We start from the raw sequence: 24406 nt of genomic DNA, 5'->3' as shown, positions 1-24406 counted from the left end.
GTCCTAGGGTGCGTATCGAGTCGTGATCAATGAGCACCGCAGCTTCCGGGCCGGGTGCCCCGTCGGGGGTACGGGGCCGGCGATCCGCGGCTGCGCCGTGTTGGCGCGAGTGGCCGGAAGCGATGCCGCAGGCAGGCAGCGGGGCCCGAGGACCAGCCGTGTGCCATCCGGGACGGTGCGTCAGAGCATGGCGAGCTGGTCCACCAGCAGCTCCGTCCTTCGCTCGGTGTCCTCCGGCGGGAGCCTGTGAGTGCCGGAAACCTGTGTCACCCCTATGCGACCTGCGTGTATTCGTGGATGAGGCCGCCGAGTCGATCGCGTCGATGGATGCGAGTGTTGTCGATGGCGGTGGGTGATTCGGGCTCGGTGAGTAGGCCCGGCGCCCGTTGTCCGAGGGATCGGTGTGGCCGGTGTTGGTTGTAGTGCTCCGCGTACTCACTGACGACGAGGCGCAGGTGGCGCTCTCCCGTGATCAGGACGCGGTTGGTCGCCTCGCGGCGGCATGATCCGATCCAGCGTTCCGCGATGGCGTTCATCCGGGGTATCCGGGGCAGTGTCGGAAGGACGTGTACGCCGATTACATGGAAGACGGCGTCGAAGGTGTCGGTGAAGTATGCGCCGCGGTCCCGGATGAGGAATCTGACCGACTCGGCGTGGTCGCCGAGGTCCATGAGGTAGTTGCGCGCTTGCTGGGTGATCCAGGGTCCGGTCGGGTGTCGGGTGATGCCTGCGATGTGCACCCGCCGGGTGCCGTGGTTGATGAAGAACAGCACGAACCAGCGCCGCAGCAAGACCGTGTCGATGTGGAACAGGTCGGTGGCTACGATCGCGGAGGCCTGGGCTTTGAGAAAGGTGGCCCAGGAGCGGTCCGTACGCTGTGGCGACGGGTCGATCCCGGCCTCCCTCAGGATCGACCAGACGGTGGAGGCGGCGACGTTGTGCCCCAGGCCGCCGAACTCTCCGTGAACGCGGCGGTATCCCCATCCAGGGTTCTCCCGCGCCAAACGCACGACCAGTTGCCGCAGGGCCTCTGGTTTCGGTGGCCGACCCGGACGACGGGAGTGGTAGGTCCACTTCCAGGCGATGAGCCGTGCGTGCCAGCGCAGGACCGATCGCGGAGAGACCAGCAAGGCCACCTGGGTACGCCGCTGTTTGCTGACGAGCCGGAGCAGTGCTGCCATGACAGCCCTGTCGCTCCGGGAGAAGCGCGGCCGTGGCTGGGCGCGTTGTGCGATGGCGAGTTGATGCCGGAGCATCAAAATCTCTGTGTCCTTTGAGGCATCTGAGCGGGCAAGCAGGGCAAGCCATTGGAAGGTCTGGCAGGCGAGCAGGTAGATCAGCCTTATCGCCACGACCGGCATGGTGCCTCAGAACGGCTGGCTGCTCCTGAGGTCTGGCAGATCCGAACCAGCAGGTCAGCCCGGGTGACATAATTCCCGGCACTCACAGAGTGTGACTGTCAGGAAATAGTGTGCCAAGCGAATCAAGATAGTGGGGGCGATCCTCAGGCGCAGCGCCACGAACATGCTGGCCACGCGTACGTAGACCAATCGCGCGGCGGACCGTCACACCGCAGTGCTCACCAGTTCCGCGCGTGCTCCTACACGATCAAACACGTCGCCCGCACGAAGAGATGTGGTGGCCAGCCGAAGGCTTCTCGCATGGGCGCTGGGTAGCTGGAAATCGCTCCCAGGCGCCATGAGGCACGCGGATCACTCTTGACGCTGTGCCTTTATGTTGGATCTACTTCGTCACACATATGAAGATTCTGTGACTCCGGGGTGGGGACTGTGGGGTTGAGGTGGAGTCGTCGCGTACGCGGCGGTGGGATGAGTGCGGCGCGTCGCGCCGTCGCGGGGGCGTCTGCCGCGGCGATCGTCGCCGTATCGCTGGTCTTGTTACCAGTTGCAACTGCGGATGCGTTACCCGTGGCACAGGCGCTGAGCGCATCGGAGCGAGCAGCTGCATCGGGTGAGCCTGTGGAGGTGACTGCCCAGCGAGCCGAGTACTCGCAGACTTTCGCAAACCCGGACGGGACGTTCACGCTGGAGCAGTCCTCGGTCCCGCAGCGAGTGAGAGCGGACGACGGATCATGGCGTGATGTCGACACCACGCTGGAGCGCCGCTCTGACGGCAGTGTCGGGCCCAGGAGTGTGGTGGTCGACCTGGCGTTCTCCGGGGGTGGTGACGCCGAGCTCCTGCGTCTGGGAACGGCTGGTAAGACGATTCGCCTTTCCTGGCCTGGGCAACTTCCTGCGCCGAGGCTGGACGGGTCCACTGCCACGTATCCGGATGTGCTGGACGGAGTGGACCTTCAGCTGACAGCGACGGCAGAGGGCTATCGCCAGGTTCTCGTCGTGCGGACGGCTCAGGCGGCCGCCAATCCCGACCTTGAGCAGATCAAGTTGTCGGTATCCGGGGTCGGGCTTGAAGCCGCTCCCGGCGCGGGTGGCGGGTTGCGTGCGATGGATGATGACGGCAACGCGGTGTTCAAGGGCCCGGCCGGCCAGATGTGGGACTCGGCCGGAGACGCCGAGGGCCTCGCCGCGGACGGTCCGAAGGCCCCGAAAGCCCTGGTGACGACGGCACCGGAGGAGGGAGGTCCGCAAACGCGGCCCGGCAATGGCGATGCCAGCGCAGTACTGCCCGTCACAGTGCAGGACGGTGCGGTGATCGTGAAGCCGGACCTCGGGTTGTTGCGCGGAGACAAGACTGTCTACCCGGTCTACATCGATCCGCCAGTCGGCCTCGGCGCCTCGGAGCGCACCAAGCTCTCGTCCGACGGGGACAGATTCTGGCAGTTCGACGGCAGTCTCGGAGTCGGCAAGTGCGGCAGCGCCAACGGCTACTACTGCGGGGCCGGCTACGTGGACCGAATGTACTTCGAGTTCGCGCCATCAAAGCTCGTCGGGAAGTACGTGCTGGATGCGACCTTCCGCGCTCACGAGACATGGTCATTCGATTGCGATCCGCACTGGGTGGACTTGGAGCGCACCGACAACATCTCCGAGGGCACGCGCTGGCCGGGACCCAGGCAACTCGATCAGATGGGCGATCGCTATGTTTCCGCCGGGCGGGGCAAGAATTGCAGTCCGGAACAGCCCGACGCGTGGATCGAGTTCAACGACAACCCCGACGAGTCGGACGAGAACCTCGCGAGTACGGTCAGGTCCTTCGCTGACGGCAAGATCTCTCGGCTCACGCTGATGCTGCGTGCGAAGGACGAAACCGACGCCACCGCATGGAAGCGATTCGAGGACAACGCGACTCTGAAGGTCACCTACGTTCCCAGACCCGGTGTGCCCACCTCGGTGGGAGTGATTCCGGGGGACGGGACCTCCGGTTACTGCAGGACGTCCTCCTCGGATCCGCTGGTCGTCACCCGCAAGGATCCGATGGTCCAGGCACGCGTCCAGACGAGAACGCAACCGAAGAGCGGCGAGGACAAGGGCTCGCTCCAGGCCGAGTTCTGGATGGAGCGCAAACAGGACGACGGGGCATGGGACAAGGTGTGGAGCGGCTACCGACCGGACAGCGGCTGGGACCCGGATGGCACCTTGGAGAAGATGCGCACAACGGACCGGGCCGACGGTGGTTTGTACCGCTACAAGGCGCGGACGCAGTCGCACTGGGCTTACGGCGGCAAGTCGGGTGATCTGTTCTCGTCCTACTCCTCCTGGTGCTACCTGAAGATCGACTCCACCGCTCCGAAGGCACCGCAGATCACGGCGGGCAAGCCCTACACCGAGTGCCAGCCGAACCAGTGCGTGGGGATGGGTGGCCCCGGTGTGGCCGGCACGTTCTCCGTCAAGCCGAACGCCGCCGATACGGACATCACAGGTTATCGCTGGCGGTTGCTGACCACGACGGCCGCGAACACCAAACAGAGCGCCGGAGCACGGATCACCTTGAATGTCACTCCGCCACTGTCCGGGACCCAGGTGCTGTCCGTGGAGGCCAAGGACGTACGCAATCGCTGGGGTACCCCCGCGGAGTTCACCTTCGCTGTGGCGCCGGCCGCGGGCCCTGTAGGCCGATGGCACTTCGCGGACGGGGCACCGGGTTCCGGTGTAACCAAGGCCGTCGACAGTGCCACGGAGGGGACCCGGCATGACGCCACCCTCTACGACGAGGCGGGAACGGGCTGGTCGACCTTCGGGCGGCGGGGCGACGCCGACTATTCGCTGTGGCTGAACGACTCCTCGGCCACCAGCGGATATGCCGCCACATCCACGGCGGCAGTGAACACCCAGGACTCATTCACTGTCTCGACCTGGGCGTACCTCACCGACTCCACCGAGAACAGGGTGGTGCTGACCGAGCCGGGAGAAGACGGTTCCGGCTTCACCCTGTACTACTCCTCCACATACAAGAAGTGGATCTTCAACCGTACGGACAAGGACCGCAACGACCCCACATACATCCGCTCCTTCGCCAACGCGCAGAACCCTCCGCTCAAGGTCTGGACACATCTGGCCGGAGTCTTCGACACCAAGGGCGATACCGACAAGTCGAACGACACCATCCAGTTGTTCCTCAACGGGCGACCACAAGGCGACCCTGTGGTGCTGTCGAAAGCGGCGGCCGGTTACGAGCCGTGGACCGCCAACCGCGGCCTGCAGTTCGGCCGATCCAAGGTGGGGGGTACGTACGGTGAGTACTTCCACGGCCGCATCGACGAAACGGCCCTCTGGCAGCGCGTGCTGACCGCGGACGAGATCCGCACAGAGGCCCGGCTGATGGGAAGCGAGGCGCCGCCCAACGAACTGGTGGCCATGTGGGACGCCTCCGCCGCAAAGGGAACGGAGATCGACGAAGGCACTCCATACCCGGCAGCCGCGATGAAGCTGTCTTCTACCGGGGCCACATTGAACGAAGACGACAACGCGCTGCTTCTGGACGGAACCTCCGGCTACGCCTCCACGACGGGACCGGTGCTCGACGAGAACGGTTCCTTCACGGCCTCGGCTCGCGTACGCCTCGACAGTGCCAAGCTCTCCGGCAAGCCCATCGGCTACGAAGCCCAGGTGACCGGGCAGCGGACGGGCACCGAATCGTCCTGGGCGCTGTGGGTGACCAAGCCCGCGGAAGACACCTACCGATGGCGCTTCACCCGCACAAGCGTCGATGGCACCGGCAAGGCGACCCAGAGCGCTTCCGTACCCGGAGAGGAAAACGCCGAGCTGGACACCTGGGTGCAGGTGACGGGGACCTTCGACGCCCAGGAGGCATGGGAATGGACCGACCCGGATGACCCGGAGAAGACCGAGACCCGGTACGGGAAAGTGCACCTGTACGTCGGGGATTCCGACCAGGAGTCTTTGGACCGGGCCGGTTTCACGGCCGAACAGCAAGGCACCGGTGAGCTGGCCCTGGGCCGGGGGACCGGGAGCGGCAGCACGGCCCACTATCTGCCCGGGGCCGTGGAGGAGCTGAGGATCTGGGCGGGGGCCATGAGCGCCGAACAGATTCGCTCGCAGGTCCTGGATGCCGGACCACTGGAGCACTCGTGATACCCGGCCGCCGTGACGGACGGCCGACGAGGCGGGACAACGAGCGCGGTGCGGACCGCATGCGATGGGGACGGGGAGTGAAACGGATCGTGTCGGCCCGTGGTGTCTTAGTCGGAAGTAGAGCGCGGAGAGGCCGCTGGCTGGGGCGCGTCGCCGCGGTGGCCGGCTTGTCGCTGGTGCCGGGACTGCTGTCACCGGTCACGTTCGAGTCAGAAGCCAAAGGGCTCGGCAGACCCAAGCTGGAGGCCCCGCGGGCGGACGAGGTCATACCCCTCTCTCCGAAGATGGACCGCAGGGCTGCCGCTCTGGTGAAAGAGAGCGAGGCGGCAGACCGCTCGGCCGCCGAGGCGGCGCGCCGCGACCAGGCCAGGAAGGTGACGTGGCCGAAGGCCGGTACCGCGCGCCTGGCGGTATCCGACAACGGCTCGGCCAAGGCCCGGCCGGGCGGCCTGCCCGTCACCCTCGGTGCGGTGGGCAGGGAGGTCCACGCCACTCCCAGTCTGAGCATCCAGGTGATGGACCAAGGCCGAGCCCGGAAGGCCGGGGTCAAGGGCGTGCTCCTCAAGGCCGTCGCTTCGGCCGAGGGGGGTAGCACGAAGCTCGGCATCAGCTACGCAGACTTCGCCGCGGCATACGGCGGTGACTGGGCGGGACGCCTGACCCTCCTGCAGCTCCCGGCATGCGCGCTGACGACACCACAGAAGACCGGTTGCCGTGCGCAGAGCCCCCTTCGGGCGGTCAACAAGCGGCACAAGGAGCAGCTCTCCACACCGCTCACCTTCGCCGCGAAGCCGGGCGGCGAGGTGAAGGTCCTCGCAGTGGCCGCCGCCGCCAAGTCCGGTGGTGGCGACTACAGGGCGACGCCGCTTTCGGCCTCGTCCACGTGGGAGGCGGGTGGGTCCTCGGGTTCCTTCACCTGGACGTATCCGCTGGGCATGCCTCCCGCAGCGGCTGGGCCCGCACCGGATCTGTCGATCTCGTACGACTCCGGCAGCGTCGACGGACGAACGGCGAACACCAACAACCAGGGCTCCTGGATCGGTGAGGGATTCGATCTCACCTCGTCGTACATCGAGCGCAAGTACGGCAATTGCAACGACGACGGGCAGGACGACAAGTTCGATCTGTGCTGGAAGTACGACAACGCCTCGCTCGTGCTCAACGGCAAGGCGACGGAACTGGTGAAGGACGACACCAGCGGCACGTGGCGGCTGAAGAACGACGACGCCTCCACCGTCCAGCACTCCACCGGTGCCGACAACGGCGACGACAACGGCGAGTACTGGACGGTCACCACGGGCGACGGCACCAAGTACGTCTTCGGACTCAACAAGCTGGACGGCGCGGCCGCGGACGACCGCACGGAGTCGGTCTGGACCGTGCCGGTCTTCGGCGACGACGAAGGGGAGCCCGGTTACTCCTCGGGCTCGTCCTTCGGCGAGCGGGACAAGAGGCAGGCATGGCGCTGGAACCTCGACTACGTCGAGGACACCCACAACAACGCCATGACGTACTGGTACAACGCCGAGCACAACAACTACGCCAAGAACGGCAAAGACGACCCCGGCACCAACTACATACGCGGCGGCTATCTCAAGGAGATCCGCTACGGGCAGCGCGCCGATGCTCTGTTCTCCGCGACCCCCTCTGCCTCGAACAAGGTCACGTTCACCGCCGCGGAACGGTGCGTGGCCTCCGGCACCGGCTGCGACTCGCTGAACGAGGATCACCGTGACAACTGGCCGGACGTGCCCTTCGACGCGGTGTGCAAGGACGGTGACAAGTGCACCGGCAACGTCGGCCCTTCCTTCTTCACGCGCAAGCGCCTGACGGACATCACCACCTACTTCTGGAACGCGGACGCTCCCACACCCGCTTACGAACCCGTCGACTCCTGGGCGCTCAAGCAGACCTATCTCGACCCGGGCGACACGGGCGACTCGTCCGATCAGTCCTTGTGGCTGGATGAGATCAAGCGCACCGGAAAGCGCGGCAGTGACATCCCCCTGGACCCGGTGAAGTTCACTCACACCTGGCTCACGAACCGTGTGGACGGTGCGACTGACGACATTCTGTCGCTGGACAAGCCACGGGTGAAGGCCATCACCTCCGAGGCCGGTGCCCAAACCATCGTCGACTACGCGGAAGCCGACTGCGTCGCGGGCCGGACGATGCCGAAGGCGGATGAGAACACCAAGCGCTGCTTCCCGGTCTTCTGGTCACCCAACGGTGCGGCCGACCCGCAGCTCGACTGGTTCCAGAAGTATCCGGTGACCGGTGTGCGGACCACCGACCCCAAGGGCGGCTCCGAAGCCGTTGTCCACTCCTACACGTACGAGGGAGGCGCGGCCTGGCACTACAACGACGACCCGATGACGCCGGCGAAGCAACGCACCTGGTCGGAGTGGCGGGGTTACGGCAAGGTCATCCACCGAACCGGCGCCGGCGACGGCACGCAGTCCAGGACCGTCACCGTCTACCTGCGCGGCATGGACGGCGACCGCGTACTGACACCTGACGGCAAGGGCGTCGATCCGGACAAGCGGAAGACGGTGACGGTCACGGGAATCACGGCCGCAGAGATCACCGACTCCGACCCGTACGCCGGGTTCACACGTGAGTCGGTGACCTACAACGGCGACGCCGAGGTATCCGGCAGCATCAGCGACCCGTGGTCCAAGCGCACCGCCACCCAGCACAAGTCCTACGCGGACACCGAGGCATACTACGTCCGGACCAGGGCCACCCACGATCGCACCAGGATTACCAGCGGCATCAGCCCGGTGGACAGGGTCCGCACCCAGACCACCACCTATGACGACTTCGGCATGCCCGCCACCGTCGAGGACGGTGGCGACGACGCGGTCAGCGGTGACGAGACCTGCACCCGCAACTGGTACGCACGCAACGACAAGGCGGGCATCAGCTCACTGATCGCGCGCGCCCAGACCGTGTCGCGGAAGTGCTCGGTCACGGCCGCGGACCTCGATCTTCCCGCTGACTCCTCGCGCCGCGGTGACGTCGTCTCTGATGTGGCCACCGCGTACGACAGCACCACCTGGTCGGAGGACCAGACCCCCACCCGGGGAGAAATCCGCTGGACCGGCCGCGCCAAGGGCTACGCCGACACCAACGACCCCAGCTGGCAGAAGGTCGAGACCACCACCTACGACACGCTGGGTCGACCGAAGACTGTCAAGGACGCTCTCGACCGCACCAACACCACCACCGCCTACACGCCCGAGACGGCCGGTCCGCTGACCTCCACCGTGACCGCCGATGCCAAGGGCTTCACGACCATCACCGCGGTCGATCCGGCGCGGGGTTCGCCGCTCAAGGTCACCGACCCCAACAAGAAGATCACCAAGACCGAGTACGACAGCCTCGGCCGGGTGACCAAGGTGTGGCTGCCCAACCGGTCCAGTGACCTCGATGAGAAGCCCAACTACGTATACGACTACAAGGTCACCAACGCATCCCTCCCGTGGATCTCCACGGGCACACTCAAGGGCGACGGCTCCGGATACAACACCACCTACGAAATCTTCGACAGCCTGCTGCGCCCCCGTCAGACGCAGGAGCCGTCACCGGTCGGCGGGCGGGTCATCTCGCAGACGTTGTACGACGACCGTGGACTGCCCGTCTCTTCTCAAGCCGACATCTGGGACGAGAAGAACGGCCCGTCGGGCGAAGCGGTGGAAACCGACGGCGGCCAGGCACCCACCCAGACCGACACGAAATACGACGGCGCCGGCCGCCCGGTCCAGGCGGTCACCAAGGTCCGCGGCACCGACCGCTGGACCACGACGACCACCTACACCGGCGACACCGCCGCGACCACCGCCCCGGCGGGCGGGTCAGCCGTCGCCGAGGTCACCAACGCCCTGGGTCGGGTCACCGAGCGCCGTGAGTACCCGGGCACCAGCCCGACCGGCACGAAGTACACGACCACGAAGTTCACCTACACACCGGACGGCGACCAGAAGACCATCGTCGGCCCGGACAACGCCACATGGACGTACACCTACGACCTCTTCGGCCGACTGAGCACGGCTGACGACCCCGACAAGGGCAAGACATCCACGCACTACGACGAGCTCGACCACATCAGCTCCACGGACGACGCGAACAAGAACACCCTGCTGTACGAGTACGACGAACTCGGCCGCAATACCGGCATGTGGCAGTCCTCCAAGACGGCCGCCAACAAGCTGGCGTCCTGGACCTTCGACACCCTCGCAAAGGGGCAGCAGGACTCGGCGACCCGCTATGAAGGCGGCGTCGATGGCAAGGCGTACACCCGTAAAGTCACGCGATACAACAGCCTGTACCAGCCGACCGACTCCCAGCTCCTCCTGCCGGGGAACGACCCGCTCGTTCAGGCCGGCGTACCCTCCACACTGGCCTTCTTCACCGACTACCGGCTCGATGGCACGGTCAAGAAGACCGGAGAGCCGGCCGTGGGCGGGCTGTCGGGCGAGTCGGTCTCCTACACATACAACGCGACCGGCCAGCAGCTCACCACCACGGGCGCGTCCAGCTATCTGCTGGACGCCGTCTATTCCCCCGTCGGGGACCTGCGCCAGTTGGAACTGGGAACATCCCCCGCCTCGGACAGCAAGAAGCTGTACACGAGCTATGAGTACGAGGACGGGACTCGACGCCTGACACGCGGCTTCACACGTGATGAGACCTACGGATACCTGCTTCAGGACCTGAAGTACACGCAGGATGACGCCGGGAACGTGACGTCGATCTTCGACAGCACGAACCTCGGTGGCACCGGCAAGGCCGACTACCAATGCTTCGGCTACGACGGCTATCGGCGCCTGGCCGAGGCGTGGACACCGAAGGCGGCGGACTGCGCAGATTCCGGCCGGACCGCCGCGAATCTCGGCGGCGCTGCCCCGTACTGGACGTCCTACACCTACAACGTGGCGGGCCAGCGGGAATCCGAGACTCAGCACGCGGTGGCGGGCGATACGACGACAACCTACGCGTACGGCACGGCCAAGGGGCAGCCGCACCCCTTGGCCGGGACCCGCACGACCAAGCCGGGAAGCACACCACCCGCCACTGCCGCGTACACGTACGACGCCGCAGGTAACACGACCACACGGCCGGGCACCCAGGCCGAACAGACCCTGGCCTGGAACACGGAAGGCAGACTCGCGGCCTCCTCAGAACCTGCGAAGGGCGGGAAGGCGGCCACGGGGACCGGCTACCTCTACGACGCCGACGGCGAGCTCCTCATCCGCCGTGCCACGACGGCCGACGGGGACACGGTCCTCTACCTGGGCGCCACCGAGGTCCGTCTCACTGCCCAGGGCTCAGCGAAGACCTTGACCGGCACCCGCTATTACACCGGCGCCGGGCAGACCATCGCGGAGCGCACCGGCACAAAGGGCCAGTCCACCACGAAGCTGACCTTCCTCGCCGCCGACCACCACGGCACCGGCACCTTGGCCGTCGACGTCGGCACCCGCGCGGTCAGCAAGCGCTACACCACCCCCTTCGGCGCTCCGCGCGGTACCAAGCCCACCACATGGCCGGACGACAAGGCGTTCCTCGGCAAGCCGGCCGACGGCGTCACCGGCCTCACCCACATCGGCGCCCGCGAATACGACCCCGTCACCGGCCAATTCATCAGCCTCGACCCGCTCCTCACTCCCGACCAGGGACAGTCCCTCAACGGCTACAGCTATGCCAACCAGAATCCGGTCACTGACTCGGACCCCACGGGCCTTTGTGTAGACCCCGGCAACGGGCACTGCATGCCGACCAACGGTGGAGACGCCGGTAAGAATGCCCCACCAGAGAACCACTACCCCAGCGGTGGTGGCCGGCGCCATGGAGGCGGAGGCGGTGGCGGCGGTAGCGGTGGGGGTACGGCGTCCACTTCAGCTTCCTACCCGACGCCCGCACCGAGTCCCGGACCTCCGCCCGTGCCCGGCCCTTATCACGATGAGAAAGCCGGCACGGGACTGTTCAGCGTCTTAAAACTGGCGGTGGACTTCTTCGGCCCGGACACATCGGAATGGAAGAAGTGCGGAGACTTCAAACTCTCCGGGTGTCTTTGGGCTGCGGCTGATCTGCCGGGCCCGGGGAAGGCCCTCAAGGGCGTCAAGATCTGGAAGAAGGCACGGAAGGCCGAGAAGAAGGCTGACGATGCGGTCGACGCAGCCGAGAAGGCGGTCGAGAAGTGCCACAGCTTCACCGGAGAAACGCAGGTCGAGCTCGCAGACGGCAGTCACAGTGACATCGAGGACATCAAGGTCGGCGATAAGGTTCTCGCCACCGATCCCGAAACCGGGAAGAGCGAGGCCCGCCCGGTCGTAGCGACGATCGTCACCAACGATGACAAGGACTTCACCGACCTCACAGTGAAGTCCGGTGACCGACCCGCGTCGATCATCGCCACCGACACCCACCCGTTCTGGGTAACGAGCGAGGCCCGCTGGGTGGACGCCGGCGACGTCATCACCGGCATGCCGCTCCGCACGGACAAGGGCGAAGCCGTGACGGTCACCTCCGTGCGCCACTTCACGAAGCTGCAACGCACGTACGACCTCACAGTCAGTACAATCCACACGTACTATGTGCTGGCGGGCGAGACTCCGGTCCTCGTTCATAATTCGAGTTGTCGGCGTGATGCGCAGGGAAGATTCACGTCGGGCGAGAATGCGGAAGCGGCTCGGGGGCGGTTGACTCACAAGAATTACCGAACCGCACTGGGGGACGGATATGACTATGAAGTGACGCTCCCAAGCGGGCGCAGGCCTGACGCGATCGACTGGGAGAACCGGGTGGTTCGCGAACTCAAATCCGACGCTCCTAGTAGCATGGCGACCGGACGTCGGCAGCTGAAGGGCTATGTCGAAGAACTTGAGGAGATGACTGGCCAGTCTTGGACCGGGCATCTGGACATCTATAAGAGGTTCGATTGACTGTGCAGAGTGCAGTAGTCCGAGTCATCGGTGAAGCGGTCAACCCGCTAGGATTCCAACGACATGGCCACAGTTGGTATCGAGTCACATCGGACCTGTATGCGGTGATCAATGTCCAAAAGTCCAGGTGGGATGAGTCGTGCTACGTCAACATTGCCTTCTCGCCCGTAAGTCAAGCCGAGAATTCGTGGCTACCTGAATCAAAATGTCAAGTTCGATTCAGGCTGGACTCTCTCAAATCCGTTACCGCTGAGGGGCTCCTCCTTCTGAGGGGGGATTCTGGGCGAGAGGTCTCTGAGGTTGAATTCCGATCTTCCCTTGCGAGCAAGATCGGAACACCTATCGCTCAATTCATGAGCGGAATCACCGGGCTGGGTGATTTGAAGGATGCCCTAGATTCTGCTGTGACGGAGAGAGTGTTCGTGCATCGGGAAATGCGCTCACTGCTGGACTCAACTGATTAGCGTCCTTGATTAAGTGGTGGCGGGAAAGTCAGGCATCTGTGACCCGCCAGAATGGTCAGAAATAGCTATGATGCAGTGACTGACACCGCTCAGGAGCCCCCATCGGACGTGATCCGATGGGGCTCTTGAGGTCCTTGACGGCAACGCTGACGGCAACGTCAGTGGACGACGGCTGAGGCGGGTGGGTCCTCGGGGGCATCGTCGGCCGGGCCGAAGAGTTCCTTGATTACGACGAGTTCCACTCCCGGCTCCAGGAGGAGGGTGGCCGCTGAGTGGCGGAGGTCGTGGAACCGGATGCGTCGGAGCCCGGCCCGGCCCAGCAGGGCGTTGAAATGCCGGGTGAGGGTGGGGACCCTTCGACCTGCCGCATTTCGCTCCGGGTGCTGCTGCGCCCGGTGATGTTCGAGGGAACGCAGGCATGGCGTCGGCGGGGCGATGCGCCGCTCCCGCAGTGGGCGTTGGCCCTTGGCGCCCGGACCTGGCGTCTTGATGATCTAGACGTCCTCGGCTTGGAACACGGCGTCGACGGCGTCGGTGTACTTGCTGTCGCGGTCTCGGATGAGGAAGCGCAGTGAGTCCAGGCGTATACCGAGGTCGGTGGTGAGGCTGCGGGCTTGCTGGGTGGCCCAGGGGGCGGTCGGGTGTGCACGCCTGCGATGTGCAGGCGTGCTCGAGGAAGACCAGGGCGTACAGGCATTGCAGGCCGATGGTGTCCCCGGTTGCGGATGAGGAACCGGAAGCGTCACCGCTCACCCGACCGGCGCATGGGTCACGCAACTCGCCCGCGACCTCGTCATGGACCTTGAGGACAGAGCCGGGTGCTTCCGGTTCCTCATCCGTGGCCGGGACCCCAAGTTCACCTCCGCGTTCGACGCCGTCTTCGCCGGCAGCGGCACGGCCATCCTCCCGACACCGCCGCAAAGCTCCCGGTCAAACGCGTTCGCCGAACGACCCACGCTTCCCATTCGCACACCGGACACACCCGCTCCGGCGGGGGCCACAGCGTGGACGTGGCCCGCGGTGGCCGACGTCGCGGTGAAGGAGACGCGGCGCTGAGCTGACGGGACCGGTTTAGGCGGTCCTTCATCCGCTGATGCCGCCCGCCCCCCTCGGCCACATCGAGCCGCCCCGGGGGTCGCCACGTTCACAGCGGCCCGACGGGTTCTGGGCGGTCAGCGGAGGCGGCCCGCTGCGCTACGTCTCCAGCTGCTGACCGCACCACACGTTCCGTGCGCGGTGATCGTACCGGCGGGGGAGCGGCACGCCGTCACGATCAGCGGAGCGGGCGCCTCCGACACGAACCGCTACGTGGCCGCGGCCCGGCTGGGCGGCAGGGGCCATGACGCCTTGTGTGTGGACGGGTCGTTCCTGCGCTTGTGCGGTTCGCTGTCGTTCATCCGGCCGACGAGCCCGACACCACGTGGGGCACCGGGCCGGGCAGCCCGCCCGGCTGACCAGCCCATGGGGTGACGGTCGCCGCCGGCCTTCACCCCGTCAGGGGCCTTCCGCGGCACCCGATGCGGGAACGGTTGTCGGGTGCCGCACATCGGGGAGCGGTTGGCACACGGCGGGGAGGTGTCCATCGGCTTCTACCTCGGCCGTACGTCGTTTCTCTCGCTCGCGCTGGAGGTGTGTGCGCCTAACCGTTCGATTCCGGATATCCCCTGCCCGCTTCGGGGAAGTGCTGGTGAACGGGGTGGCGAACGGTGAATGACGCGGGTCCACTCAATATCTCTGTGCGAAGAGAAACGGCCGACACCGCTGGGTGGAGAATGGATGCACACTGCCCACCCCTAAAGTGCCCCCGGAACCCCTTAGATTGCGCCCGTCCGAGGCGTGGGCGGGCGGATTCTTTGACGAGATAGTGACCTGCCTCACGGATGGCCGGAATTCTTCCCCTGAGTAGTGACAATGTCGCCGAACGTAGCCATCTGTACGCGGCTATGTGGTGCTTTATGGTATAAGCCCGATAAGGCGGTCTCCACTTCGCGTATTCGACCCGCTCCCCAGCGCGTCCGGGGAGTGGTTGACAGCGGCGCGACCTCAGGGGTTTCATCGAGACTGGTCATCTAGTAGTGGACTTCGGCCGAGGCGAAACCAAACGGGGAATCTTGCAAATCTTTTGCAGTCGTCACTGTTGGCCCCCATTGTCGCACCGATAGGGGTTTTTGCCTGCGGTCGACGAAAACGCGGGGGTATAAGTTCGGCATGCTAATCGGTAGGGAAGCAGAGCTCGATACACTGAAATCTGCCCTGGCTGAGTCTGCGACGAACAGAGCGAAAACCGTAGTCATCGAAGGGCCGGTGGGCTCCGGCAAGACTGAACTGCTGGAGGCCCTGGCTGCCGGCGCGGCTGCCGCCGGCGCGGTCGTCCTGAGAGCGGCCGCCCTGCGCTGGGAGGGTGACCTTCCCTTCGGCGTATTACGGCAATTGGTCGACAGCCCGTCGCTGCCAAGGGAATCGGGGCGCCGTCTTCAGGCGCTGTTGGACGAGGACGAGGCGACCACCGACCCCGGTGCGGCGGAGCGTCTGGCGCCAGTCCGTGCCGCCAGAATGCAGAAGTTCTGTGCCGCCCTGCACGAGGTCCTCCGGGACCGTCTGGTGTTCATCGCCATCGACGATCTGCAGCACGTGGACAACATCTCGCTGCAATATCTTCTTTATATTGCGGGGCGTTCCCGTTCCACGCGTCTCATGATGGTCTTCACGGAGGCCCTCTACTACGCACAGCGCGACCCGGCTTACCGCACCGAGTTTCTCCGGCAGCCCAACTTCCAGCGTATCCGCCTCAATTGCCTCGACCGCGCGGGTACGGCCGAGGTGCTCGCGGCGCACCACCCGCCACTGGCATCCGACGACTCGGCCGTGACCGACATCTACGCCATGACGGGCGGCAATCCCCTCCTGCTGCGGGCCCTGTTGGAGGACCGGCTCATGGCGCCCGCCCCCAGCTGCCAGCGCGAGCTGCCAGAACCCGTCATCGCCACCGAGGCGTTCTCCCACGCCGTGCTCACCTGCCTGGACCGCAGTGGCCCGATGGCCGCCAAGGTCGTCGACGGTCTGGTGGTGCTCGGCGAGGCCAGTACCCTGGACTCGCTGAGCCGGCTGTGCGATCTGCCTCGGGTCGCGGTGGCACAGGGGCTGCGCGCACTGGAGGCGGCCGGGGTGGTCCAGGACTGGCACTTCCGGCACCCGGCGGCCCGCGCCGGGGTGCTGGAGGCGATGGACCCCGAGTACCGGCGCCAGCTGCACCACCGCGCCGCGATCCTGCTCTATGTGGATGGCGCCCCGGCCGCCACCCTCGCCCCCTATCTGCGCGCGGCCGAGTGCATCGACGAGCCGTGGACCGTGTCGGTGCTGCGGGACGCGGCCGAAGAGGTGCTCGCCGAGGACCACGACCGACTGGCCGTGGAATACCTGGAGTTGGCGCACCGGCTGTGCACCGACGCCCAGCAGTGCGTCGAGATCAGGATCCGCACCGCCGTCATCCTGCGCCGCAACAACCCCTCGGCCACGGAGAAGATCGCCGAAGAGCTGCTGGCCGAGCTGGAGGCCGGGCGGGTCGCCCCACAGCAGTACCTGGCGGTGGCGGACCTGTTCATCATGCACCGCCGCATCGACGAGGCCAACGCCGTCATCGGAGCGCTGCGGAAGGTGACCGGTGAGCGCTCCCCGGAGCCTGCCACACCGCTGTCGATGATCATGGAGACATACTACCCGTGGGCCCAGGGGCGGCTGATCACCGCCGAGGGGAAGGGGGATTCGACGCAGATCCTGACACCCGGCTCCGATCCGCAGGGCCGGCAGCAGCTCGTGCCCTGGAACCTGGGCCTGGCCACCAGCGAGAACGATGTGCAGGCGGCGGCCCAGGAATTGCTCCAGCGCTCCGTGCTCACCGACGCGACCCTCGACCACATCTGCACCGCCGTCAAATGCCTGATGTTCTCGGATCGGTTGGAGGCGGCGCGCCACTGGTGCGAGACCTTCCTCGACGAGACGGCCCGCCGTAAGGCGGGTGGGTGGTACGCGCTGTTCGCCGGCATGCGGGCCGAGGTCGCCTGGCGCGAGGGCAACCTGGAGGACGTGGAGACCTACTCCCGGGCCGGTCTCGACCGCATCCCCGAGCACAAGGGCAGTGTGCTGGCCGGGGTGCTGATCGGGCTCCAGCTGATGGCCCAGACCACAATGGGCAACTACGAGGCGGGTGCCCGCACCCTCAACCATCCCGCCTCGGAATCCCTGTTCGGCAGCGCGTACGGCATGGTCTACCTGCGCGCCCGCGGCCACTACCACCTCAGCACCAATCGGCTGAACATAGCGCTGGAGGACTTTCTCACCGTCGGGCGGCTGGCGCACCGCTGGGGCGTGGACCAGCCGACCTGGGCGCCTTGGCGCGGCGATGTCGCCGAGGTGCTCCTGCGGCTCGGGGAGCGCGAGGAGGCCGAGAAGCTGCTCACCGAGCAGCTCGCCCGCACCGACGGGGGCTGCGCCCGGATCCGCGGCCTGTCGCTCCGGCTGCTCGCCGGAACGGCCGAGCTGAGCGAGCGTACGCCGCTGCTCACCCGCGCGGTGGCCCAGCTCCAGGCGTCCGGCGACCGGCTGGAGATGGCCCGCGCTCTGTACGACCTGGGCGAGACCCACCGCGTCCTCGGCGACACCACCCAGGCAGCCATGGCCCAGCGCCGGGCGTGGCAGCTCGCCAAGGAGTGCGGTGCCGAACCGCTGTGCGCCCGGATGCGGCTCGAACACAACGACGAGATCTGGGACAGCATGGCCCAGGGGGCCACGGTGGACACCCGGGAGGCGAAGCTCAGCGACTCCGAGAAGCGGGTGGCCGTGCTCGCGGCCTGCGGCTACTCCAACCGGGACATCTCCTCGCGGCTCTACATCACGGTCAGCACCGTGGAGCAGCATCTGACCCGGGTGTACCGCAAGCTCAAGATAGGGGGCCGGCAACAGCTCCCCATCGACCTGCAGTTCGAGATGAGCGAGATCGTCTGACCCATGCGCATCGTCTGACCCGTGCGTGCGGGGCGTGGTCCGGCCGACCACGCCCCGTACGCCGTTCCGTGCCTGGTATCCGGTCAGCCCGAGCCGTGGTCCCGGAAGCCGCGCCCGGTCTTGCGGCCCAGATATCCCGCGCGCACCAGGTGCTCCAGGTAGCGCGCCGGAGCCAGCGACGAGTCCAGGAACGTGTCGTGCAGGGTGCGCTGGATCTGCAGCGACACATCCAGTCCGATCACATCGAGTAGCCGCAGCGGCCCCATGGGATACCCCTGGCCGCCGGCCATCACGGTGTCGATGTCGTCCGGGGCGATGGCATGCGTCTCGACCAGCTCTATCGCCCGGTTGAGGTACGGGAACAGCAGGGCGTTGACGATGAAGCCCGCCCGGTCCGAGCAGCCCACTGGGCGCTTGCCCAGCGCGGTGGCTGTCCCGTACGCCGTGCCCACGGTCTCCTCCGAGGTCAGCGCGGTGCGCACCACCTCCACCAGCTTCATCACCGGTGCCGGGTTGAAGAAGTGCATGCCCACCACGTTCTCCGGACGGCCGGTGGCGGTGGCGCATTCGATGATGGGCAGGCCGGAGGTGGACGTGGCGAGTACCGTGTCCGGGCCGGTGACCGCGCCCAGCTCGGTGAACAGCGCCCGCTTCACCGCCAGGTCCTCCACCACCGCCTCGATCACCAGATCGCACGCGTCCAGCGACTCGTACTGCGCGGTGGAGGTGAGCCGGACCATGGTGGCCTCCAGCTCCTCGGGCGACAGCTTGCCGCGCCCGACCGCCCGGTGCAGCGAGCGCTCCACCGACAGCAGCGCCTCCTTCGCCCGGACCTCGCTGCGCGCCACCAGCACCGTCGGATAGCCGGACCGGGCGCACACCTCGGCGATGCCCGCGCCCATCGTCCCCGAGCCGACCACCCCGATGGTGCGTACCGGCCGCGAGGGGCGCGCGGGGGCCTCGGCGGCGGCCGGGGCGGCGGCGCCCGCGGTGTAGTCGTAGAAGCCGCGGCCGGCCTTCCGGCCCAGCAGCCCGGCGGCCACGTAGTGGGAGAGCAGCGGGGCGGGGGCGTAGACGCGGCTGCCGGTGCGCTCGTACAGCGCCTGGAGCGAGGCGTGCGCGACGTCGAGGCCGATGGTGTCGAGCTGCGTGAGCGGGCCGACCGGCAGCCCGCAGCCCAGCGTCATCGCGGTGTCGATGTCCTCGCGGGAGGCGTAGCGCTGCTCGTACATCGCCACCGCACTGTTGAGGTACGCCATGGTGAGCGCGCCGCCGATGAAACCAGGGCGGTCGTGCACCAGCACCGGCTGGAGGTCCAGGGAGCGCACCAGGGCGACCACGTCGTCGCGGACCGCGGGGTCGGTGATGGGGGTGCAGACCACTTCGAGCGCCGTGGCGGCGGGTGTCGGGAAGAGGTGCAGCCCGACGGTGTGCGTCATCAGCCGGCTCAGGGACGAGGCCAGTTCGGTGACGGCGTGGCCGGTCGTGGTGGTTGCGTACACGGTGTCCGGACCGCAGACGACGCCCGCCCGGTCGATCACCTCGATCTTCGTCTCCAGCCGCTCCGGTACGGCCTCGATCACCAGGTCCGCACCGGCGGCGTCTTCGATCCGGGTGGTGAAGTGGACCCGGTCGAGCTCGGTCTCCCCGGTGCCGGTGGCCGCCACCCGCTCCCGGGCGCGGTCGCGTTCCGTCTCGTCCGCCTCGACGGCGACCACCGTCGCCCCGCCGCGGGCCAGCAGCCCGGTCAGCGTGGCACCGACGGTGCCGATGCCGATCACCGCGACTTTCGAAAAGCGCTGTGCCATGCCGATGAATCCTTCCGTTGAGGGTGCGGGAGCAAAGGGGGGCTCAGCCGCGGTTCGCGTCGCCGTCCCAGTGCAGCAGCGCCGAGGCAACGGACATCCCGCCGCCAAACCCGGCCAGCAGCAGCAGTTCCCCGTCCCGGAACGCCCCGTCGCGGCACGCGGTGTCCAGGGCGAGCGGGATGGACGCCGCGCTGGTGTTGCCGTGCTCGGCGACGGTCAGATGCATCCGCGCCCGGTCCAGGCCGAGTCCGGGGAACGCGTCGCGCAGCATCACCCCGTTGGCCTGATGCGGTACGAAGTGGTCCACCTGCGCCGGAGCCACCCCGTACTGGTCCAGCAAAGCATCGATCGCCAGGGGCAGTTCACGGGCCACGAACTCGCTCACCGCGCGTCCCCGCATCTGGAACCAGTGCGCGCCGTCGGCCACCGTCTTCTCGGAGGCCGGCAGCCTGCTGCCGCCCGCCTCGACACGGATCAGTTCGTGCAACTCGCCATGGCTGGCCAGCCGCGACCCGATGAGCCCCCGGCCCGGGCGGGCGCGTCCGAGGACCACCGCCCCCGCGCCGTCGCCGAACAGCACGGCGGTGCGCCGGTCGGCCCGGTCGATGATGCGCGAGTACACGTCGGCGCCGATGACGAGCGCGTACCCGGGCGCCGGGGGCATCGAGCCGGGCCCGGGTACGCGGGTCGGGGACAGCAGCCGGGCCGCCGTCTCCAGGGCGAAGACGAAGCCGCTGCACACCGAGTTGACGTCGAACGCGGCGGCGTGGCGCGCACCGAGCCGGTGCTGCACCAGACACGCGGTGGCCGGCTGCGGATGGTCGGGAGTGGACGTCGCGACGACGATCCACGAGAGCTGCTCCGCCGTGATGCCCGCGGCCCGCAGCGCCGGCTCCGCCGCCGCCACCGCCAGATCCGAGGTGGCCTCGGTCTCGGCCGCGTATCTGCGGCTGCGGATGCCGGTCTTCCGCACGATCCACTCGTCGGTCACGCCCGCCCGCTCGCCGACCAGACTGTTGGAGACCGTATCTGCGGGAAGGTAGGACCCGGTGCCCAGAACACCGATGTTCATGTCAGTCTCCCAGCGGCCACGCCTGGCGCGCGGTCATTTCTTGTCGATGATGGTCGCGTCGCTGCGCCCGTAGAATGCCTGCATCTGGTCCGCGAGGCCCTCCTCATTGACCCGGATCACCATGACGATATTGACCCGGATCATTTTGTTTTCGGGGTCCTCTGGCGGCTCCGGCGGCAGCAGCCCGGTCTGCGCCATCGCGGGGCCGGCCAGCGGCAGGTAATTGAAGGTGGACACCATGGGAACGGCCGCCCAACTCCCGTCCTTGGAAGCGACCGGAGTGGCGGCGTCCTCATAGGCCCCGGAGGAGATCGCGGCGGCGGCGCGCTGACTCAGCGCCTCCAGCCCGTACTGCTTTCCGTTGCCCACCGGGTCCTCGAAGCTGCAATTCTCGGCATACAGCTTCAGCAGCCCGTCGACATCACCTTCGTTGATCATCCGGCAATGTTCGAGGATCACACGCTTTGCCGTTGCTTCATCCCGCATCTGGTCTCCGCCTGTTCGCGCTGGGGTGGGTTTCGTCACGGGCGTCTCGGGCCGCTCAGGCGCGCTTCACCGAGACCGGCAGGGATTTCACACCGAAGAAGTTCTGCTCATAGAATTCGAGGGTGGCGCCCCGGTCGAGCCGCACATCGGAATAGCGGTCGAAGAGCAGATTCAGGGCCACCCTGCCCTCCAGCCGGGCCAGCGGCGCGCCGATGCAGAAATGAATCCCCTTGCCGAAGGCCAGATGGGGATTGGGCGACCGGTGAATGTCGAATACATCCGGATCCGTGAACTGGCGCTCGTCCCGGTTCGCCGACGCCAGCCAGGGAATGACCACCGAACGCTTGGGAATCGTCACCCCGGAAATCTCCACGTCCCGGGTGGTGTACCGGCCGGTGATCGTGAACGGCGGCCGGTAGCGCATCACTTCCTCGATCGCCGCGGGCAGTAGCGAACGGTCCTCGCGCACCTCACGCGCCGCGTCCGGGTACTCGTCGAAGCAGAGGATCGAGCTGGACAGCATCATCGTGGTGGTGATGTGCCCCGCGATGAGCAGCAACCGGGCGAAGTTGACCGCCTCGGCGCCGGAGATCGGATCACCGTCGACCTCGGCCGTCACCATCTTGCTCAGCAGGTCGTCCCCCGGATGCGAGCGCCGCTCGTCGAGCTGCCCCTCCAGGTAGAAGTCCATCTCCTCGATCGCCGAGCGCAGCCGCTCGTACGTCTCCGGATCGTCGATACCGGCGATCTTCGCGGCGATGATCCGGTCCGCCCAGTGCCGGAATATCGGCCGGTCCTCGGGTGGAACTCCCAGCATCTCCGCGATCACGATGACCGGCAGCGGATGCGTGAGCTGCCGCACCAGATCCAGCTCCCCGGAATCGCCCACATCGTCGAGCAACTGCCGGCCGATTTCCTCGATGCGCGGCTCCAGACCGGCCACCATGCGCGGGGTGAAGACCCGGCTGACCTGACGGCGCAGCCCATGGTGCTCGGGCGGATCGATCTGCGCGATATCCCCCTTGGCGACCTCGGCCGCCTTCGGGGATATCGGAGTCGGATCCGACGAGAAATCCGCGTACTCGGTCAGCACATGCTGCACATCCGCGTGACGGAACACATACCAGCTTCCATTGCTGCCCTGGACGACCGGATTTTCGTCGCGCATCCGGCGCAGCCAGCCGAACAGAGCCGCTCCGCCGTCGGCTGCCGAAGGTGGGGTCAGGGAAATAGCCTGTTCGGACATGAACAGCTCCTTGCGGCCACGGGCTTGGCGGCCACGGTGTTTGGGGCTTCCCGGTGAGTCATTGCGCCCAGCGGGTAGTGACGGGCAGTAGGAACCGTAGTGCCAGACGCAATCCGCGACATCCCCAGAAGACCGGTAGGGGGCGCCCCCGAGAGGCTAGGGGTGGAGGTTCGGAGTCTAGGGGCGAAGCGCCCTGGGGTTGCGGGTCGACATGGGGTCGGGGGCCTGTTGGGATCGAGGCATCATCGCGGGCCAATTGCGAGTCGCCCTTTCCGATCCATTGATGGTCTGTACGTAATTCTCGGGGAGCTCTGGATATAGTGCTGGCGGACAAGAAGGACGACCTGATCGCCGTCGTAGGGGTTTCCTGCCGCCTTCCCGGGGCACCGGACCCCGCCGCGTTCTGGGAGCTGCTGCGCCACGGCGAGGACGCCATCAGCGCCCCGCCGGCCGGGCGCTGGGGCCGCACCGAGGACGACGAGGCGGAGGGCGTCCTCGGGTCGGACACCGACGGGCCGGACGCCGCGCGCGGTGGCTTCCTCGGGCTCGACCGGATCGAGCGGTTCGACGCGCCCTTCTTCGGCATCGCCCCGCGCGAGGCCGCACTGATGGACCCCCAGCAGCGGCTGATGCTCGAACTGAGCTGGGAGGCGCTGGAGGACGCGGGCCTCACCCCCGGCCGGCTCGCCGACGGCCGCTCCGGCGTCTTCGTCGGCGTCATCTCCGACGACTACGCGGCTCTGGCCGCCCAGCACGGCCCCAGCGCGGTCGCCCCGCACTCCATGACCGGCCTGCACCGCAGCATCATCGCCAACCGCGTCTCCTACTTCCTGGGGCTGCGCGGGCCCAGCATGACCGTCGACACTGGCCAGTCCTCGTCCCTGGTCTCCGTCCACCTGGCCTGCGAAAGCCTGCGCTCGGGTGAGTCCACGGTCGCCCTCGCCGGAGGCGTCAACCTCAACCTGATCCCCGAGACCACCGACCGCATCGCCCGGTTCGGTGCGCTGTCCCCCGACGGCCGCTGCTACACCTTCGACGCCCGCGCCAACGGCTACGTACGCGGCGAGGGCGGCGCCGTGGTCGTCCTCAAGCGGCTGGACCGGGCCATCGCCGACGGCGACCCCATCCGCTGCGTCCTGCGCGGCAGCGCCGTCAACAACGACGGCGGCGGCGACACCCTCACCGCGCCCCACCGGCTCGCCCAGGAGGAGGTCGTACGGCTCGCCCACGAGCGGGCCGGGGTCCACGCCGCCGACGTGCAGTACGTGGAACTCCACGGCACCGGCACCAAGGTCGGCGACCCCATCGAGGCCGCCGCCCTCGGCGAGGTGATCGGAACCGCCCGCGAGACAAGCCAGCCCCTCGCCGTCGGCTCGGTGAAGACCAACGTCGGCCACCTCGAAGGCGCGGCGGGCATCACCGGACTGCTGAAGGCGATCCTCAGCGTCCAGCACCGTGAACTCCCCGCGAGCCTCAACTACGCCACCCCCAACCCCGACATCCCGCTCGGCCGGCTGAACCTGCGGGTCCAGGACGCCACCGGACCGTGGCCCCACGACGACCGCCCGCTGCTCGCCGGTGTCTCGGCCTTCGGCATGGGCGGCACCAACTGCCATGTGGTGGTTGAGGAGTGGTCCAGGGCCACCGTCGTCACCGGCGCCGAACCTGCCGGGGCCACGGCCCCGCTGGGGTCGGGCATCGTGCCGTGGGCCGTATCGGGCAAGGGCAAGGACGGGCTGCGCGCCCAGGCCGCACGGCTGGCGGAGTTCGCCGGTGAGCGGGACGACCTGGTGCCGGTGGACGTGGGCCTGTCGCTCGCGACCACCCGCGCGGCCCTCGGCCACCGGGCCGTGGTGCTGGCGGCCGACC

The 24406-nt window shown here is 67.3% G+C and carries 10 protein-coding genes and 1 pseudogene; 5 read left to right on the top strand and 6 right to left on the bottom strand.

Annotated elements, in window-relative coordinates; translation table 11 throughout:
• Window positions 1-272: 272 nt before the first annotated feature.
• Complete coding sequence (locus tag GWI24_RS15910) at window positions 273-1361, bottom strand: integrase core domain-containing protein (protein ID WP_247616422.1); 1089 nt, start codon at window positions 1359-1361, stop codon at window positions 273-275.
• 567 nt (window positions 1362-1928) lie between these two features.
• On the opposite strand from GWI24_RS15910, the gene GWI24_RS15905 reads away from it, so the two are divergent.
• The 3 genes from GWI24_RS15905 to GWI24_RS46845 all read left to right on the top strand — a co-directional run bounded on the left by GWI24_RS15905 (window position 1929) and on the right by GWI24_RS46845 (window position 12924).
• Window positions 1929-5513, top strand: coding sequence for a LamG domain-containing protein (locus GWI24_RS15905; protein WP_374103304.1), 3585 nt, complete (start codon window positions 1929-1931; stop codon window positions 5511-5513).
• A 284-nt stretch (window positions 5514-5797) separates the two neighbouring features.
• A complete protein-coding gene (locus GWI24_RS15900; RefSeq protein WP_247616421.1) occupies window positions 5798-12460 on the top strand; it encodes a polymorphic toxin-type HINT domain-containing protein in 6663 nt (2220 codons plus the stop codon).
• A 2-nt stretch (window positions 12461-12462) separates the two neighbouring features.
• The gene (locus GWI24_RS46845) at window positions 12463-12924 is read left to right on the top strand and encodes a DUF4304 domain-containing protein (protein ID WP_210946605.1); all 462 of its coding nucleotides are present in this window, start codon (window positions 12463-12465) and stop codon (window positions 12922-12924) included.
• Window positions 12925-13082: 158 nt separating this feature from the next.
• Here GWI24_RS46845 and GWI24_RS46210 read toward each other — a convergent pair.
• A pseudogene (locus tag GWI24_RS46210) lies at window positions 13083-13370 on the bottom strand (tyrosine-type recombinase/integrase); the annotation flags it as partial.
• Window positions 13371-15132: 1762 nt separating this feature from the next.
• Here GWI24_RS46210 and GWI24_RS15885 point away from each other — a divergent pair.
• Window positions 15133-17925 carry a LuxR family transcriptional regulator gene (locus GWI24_RS15885; protein WP_210946604.1) on the top strand — a complete coding sequence of 931 codons (2793 nt, stop codon included), beginning with the start codon at window positions 15133-15135 and terminating at the stop codon, window positions 17923-17925.
• Window positions 17926-18008: 83 nt separating this feature from the next.
• Here GWI24_RS15885 and GWI24_RS15880 read toward each other — a convergent pair whose 3' ends face one another.
• The 4 genes from GWI24_RS15880 to GWI24_RS15865 are packed head-to-tail and all read right to left on the bottom strand — an operon-like array spanning window position 18009 to window position 22537.
• Entirely contained in the window at window positions 18009-19733 is a 1725-nt protein-coding gene (locus GWI24_RS15880) for a 3-hydroxyacyl-CoA dehydrogenase family protein (RefSeq protein WP_210946603.1), read from the bottom strand.
• 43 nt (window positions 19734-19776) lie between these two features.
• The gene (locus GWI24_RS15875; RefSeq protein WP_210946602.1) at window positions 19777-20805 is read right to left on the bottom strand and encodes a 3-oxoacyl-ACP synthase III family protein; all 1029 of its coding nucleotides are present in this window, start codon (window positions 20803-20805) and stop codon (window positions 19777-19779) included.
• A gap of 33 nt (window positions 20806-20838) precedes the next feature.
• A complete protein-coding gene (locus GWI24_RS15870; RefSeq protein WP_210946601.1) occupies window positions 20839-21291 on the bottom strand; it encodes a nuclear transport factor 2 family protein in 453 nt (150 codons plus the stop codon).
• Between the two features lie 55 nt (window positions 21292-21346).
• On the bottom strand, window positions 21347-22537 hold the full coding sequence (locus tag GWI24_RS15865; RefSeq protein WP_210946600.1) for a cytochrome P450: 1191 nt from the start codon (window positions 22535-22537) through the stop codon (window positions 21347-21349).
• 320 nt (window positions 22538-22857) lie between these two features.
• On the opposite strand from GWI24_RS15865, the gene GWI24_RS15860 reads away from it, so the two are divergent.
• On the top strand, window positions 22858-24406 hold a 1549-nt coding region (locus GWI24_RS15860), incomplete at its 3' end, for a type I polyketide synthase (protein WP_374103303.1).

It is taken from the genome of Streptomyces sp. MK37H (genome assembly GCF_018035285.1).
GTDB lineage: Bacteria > Actinomycetota > Actinomycetes > Streptomycetales > Streptomycetaceae > Streptomyces > Streptomyces endocoffeicus.
Note: the sequence above shows the minus strand (reverse complement) of the source record. Positions and strands in the feature narration are given on the sequence as shown.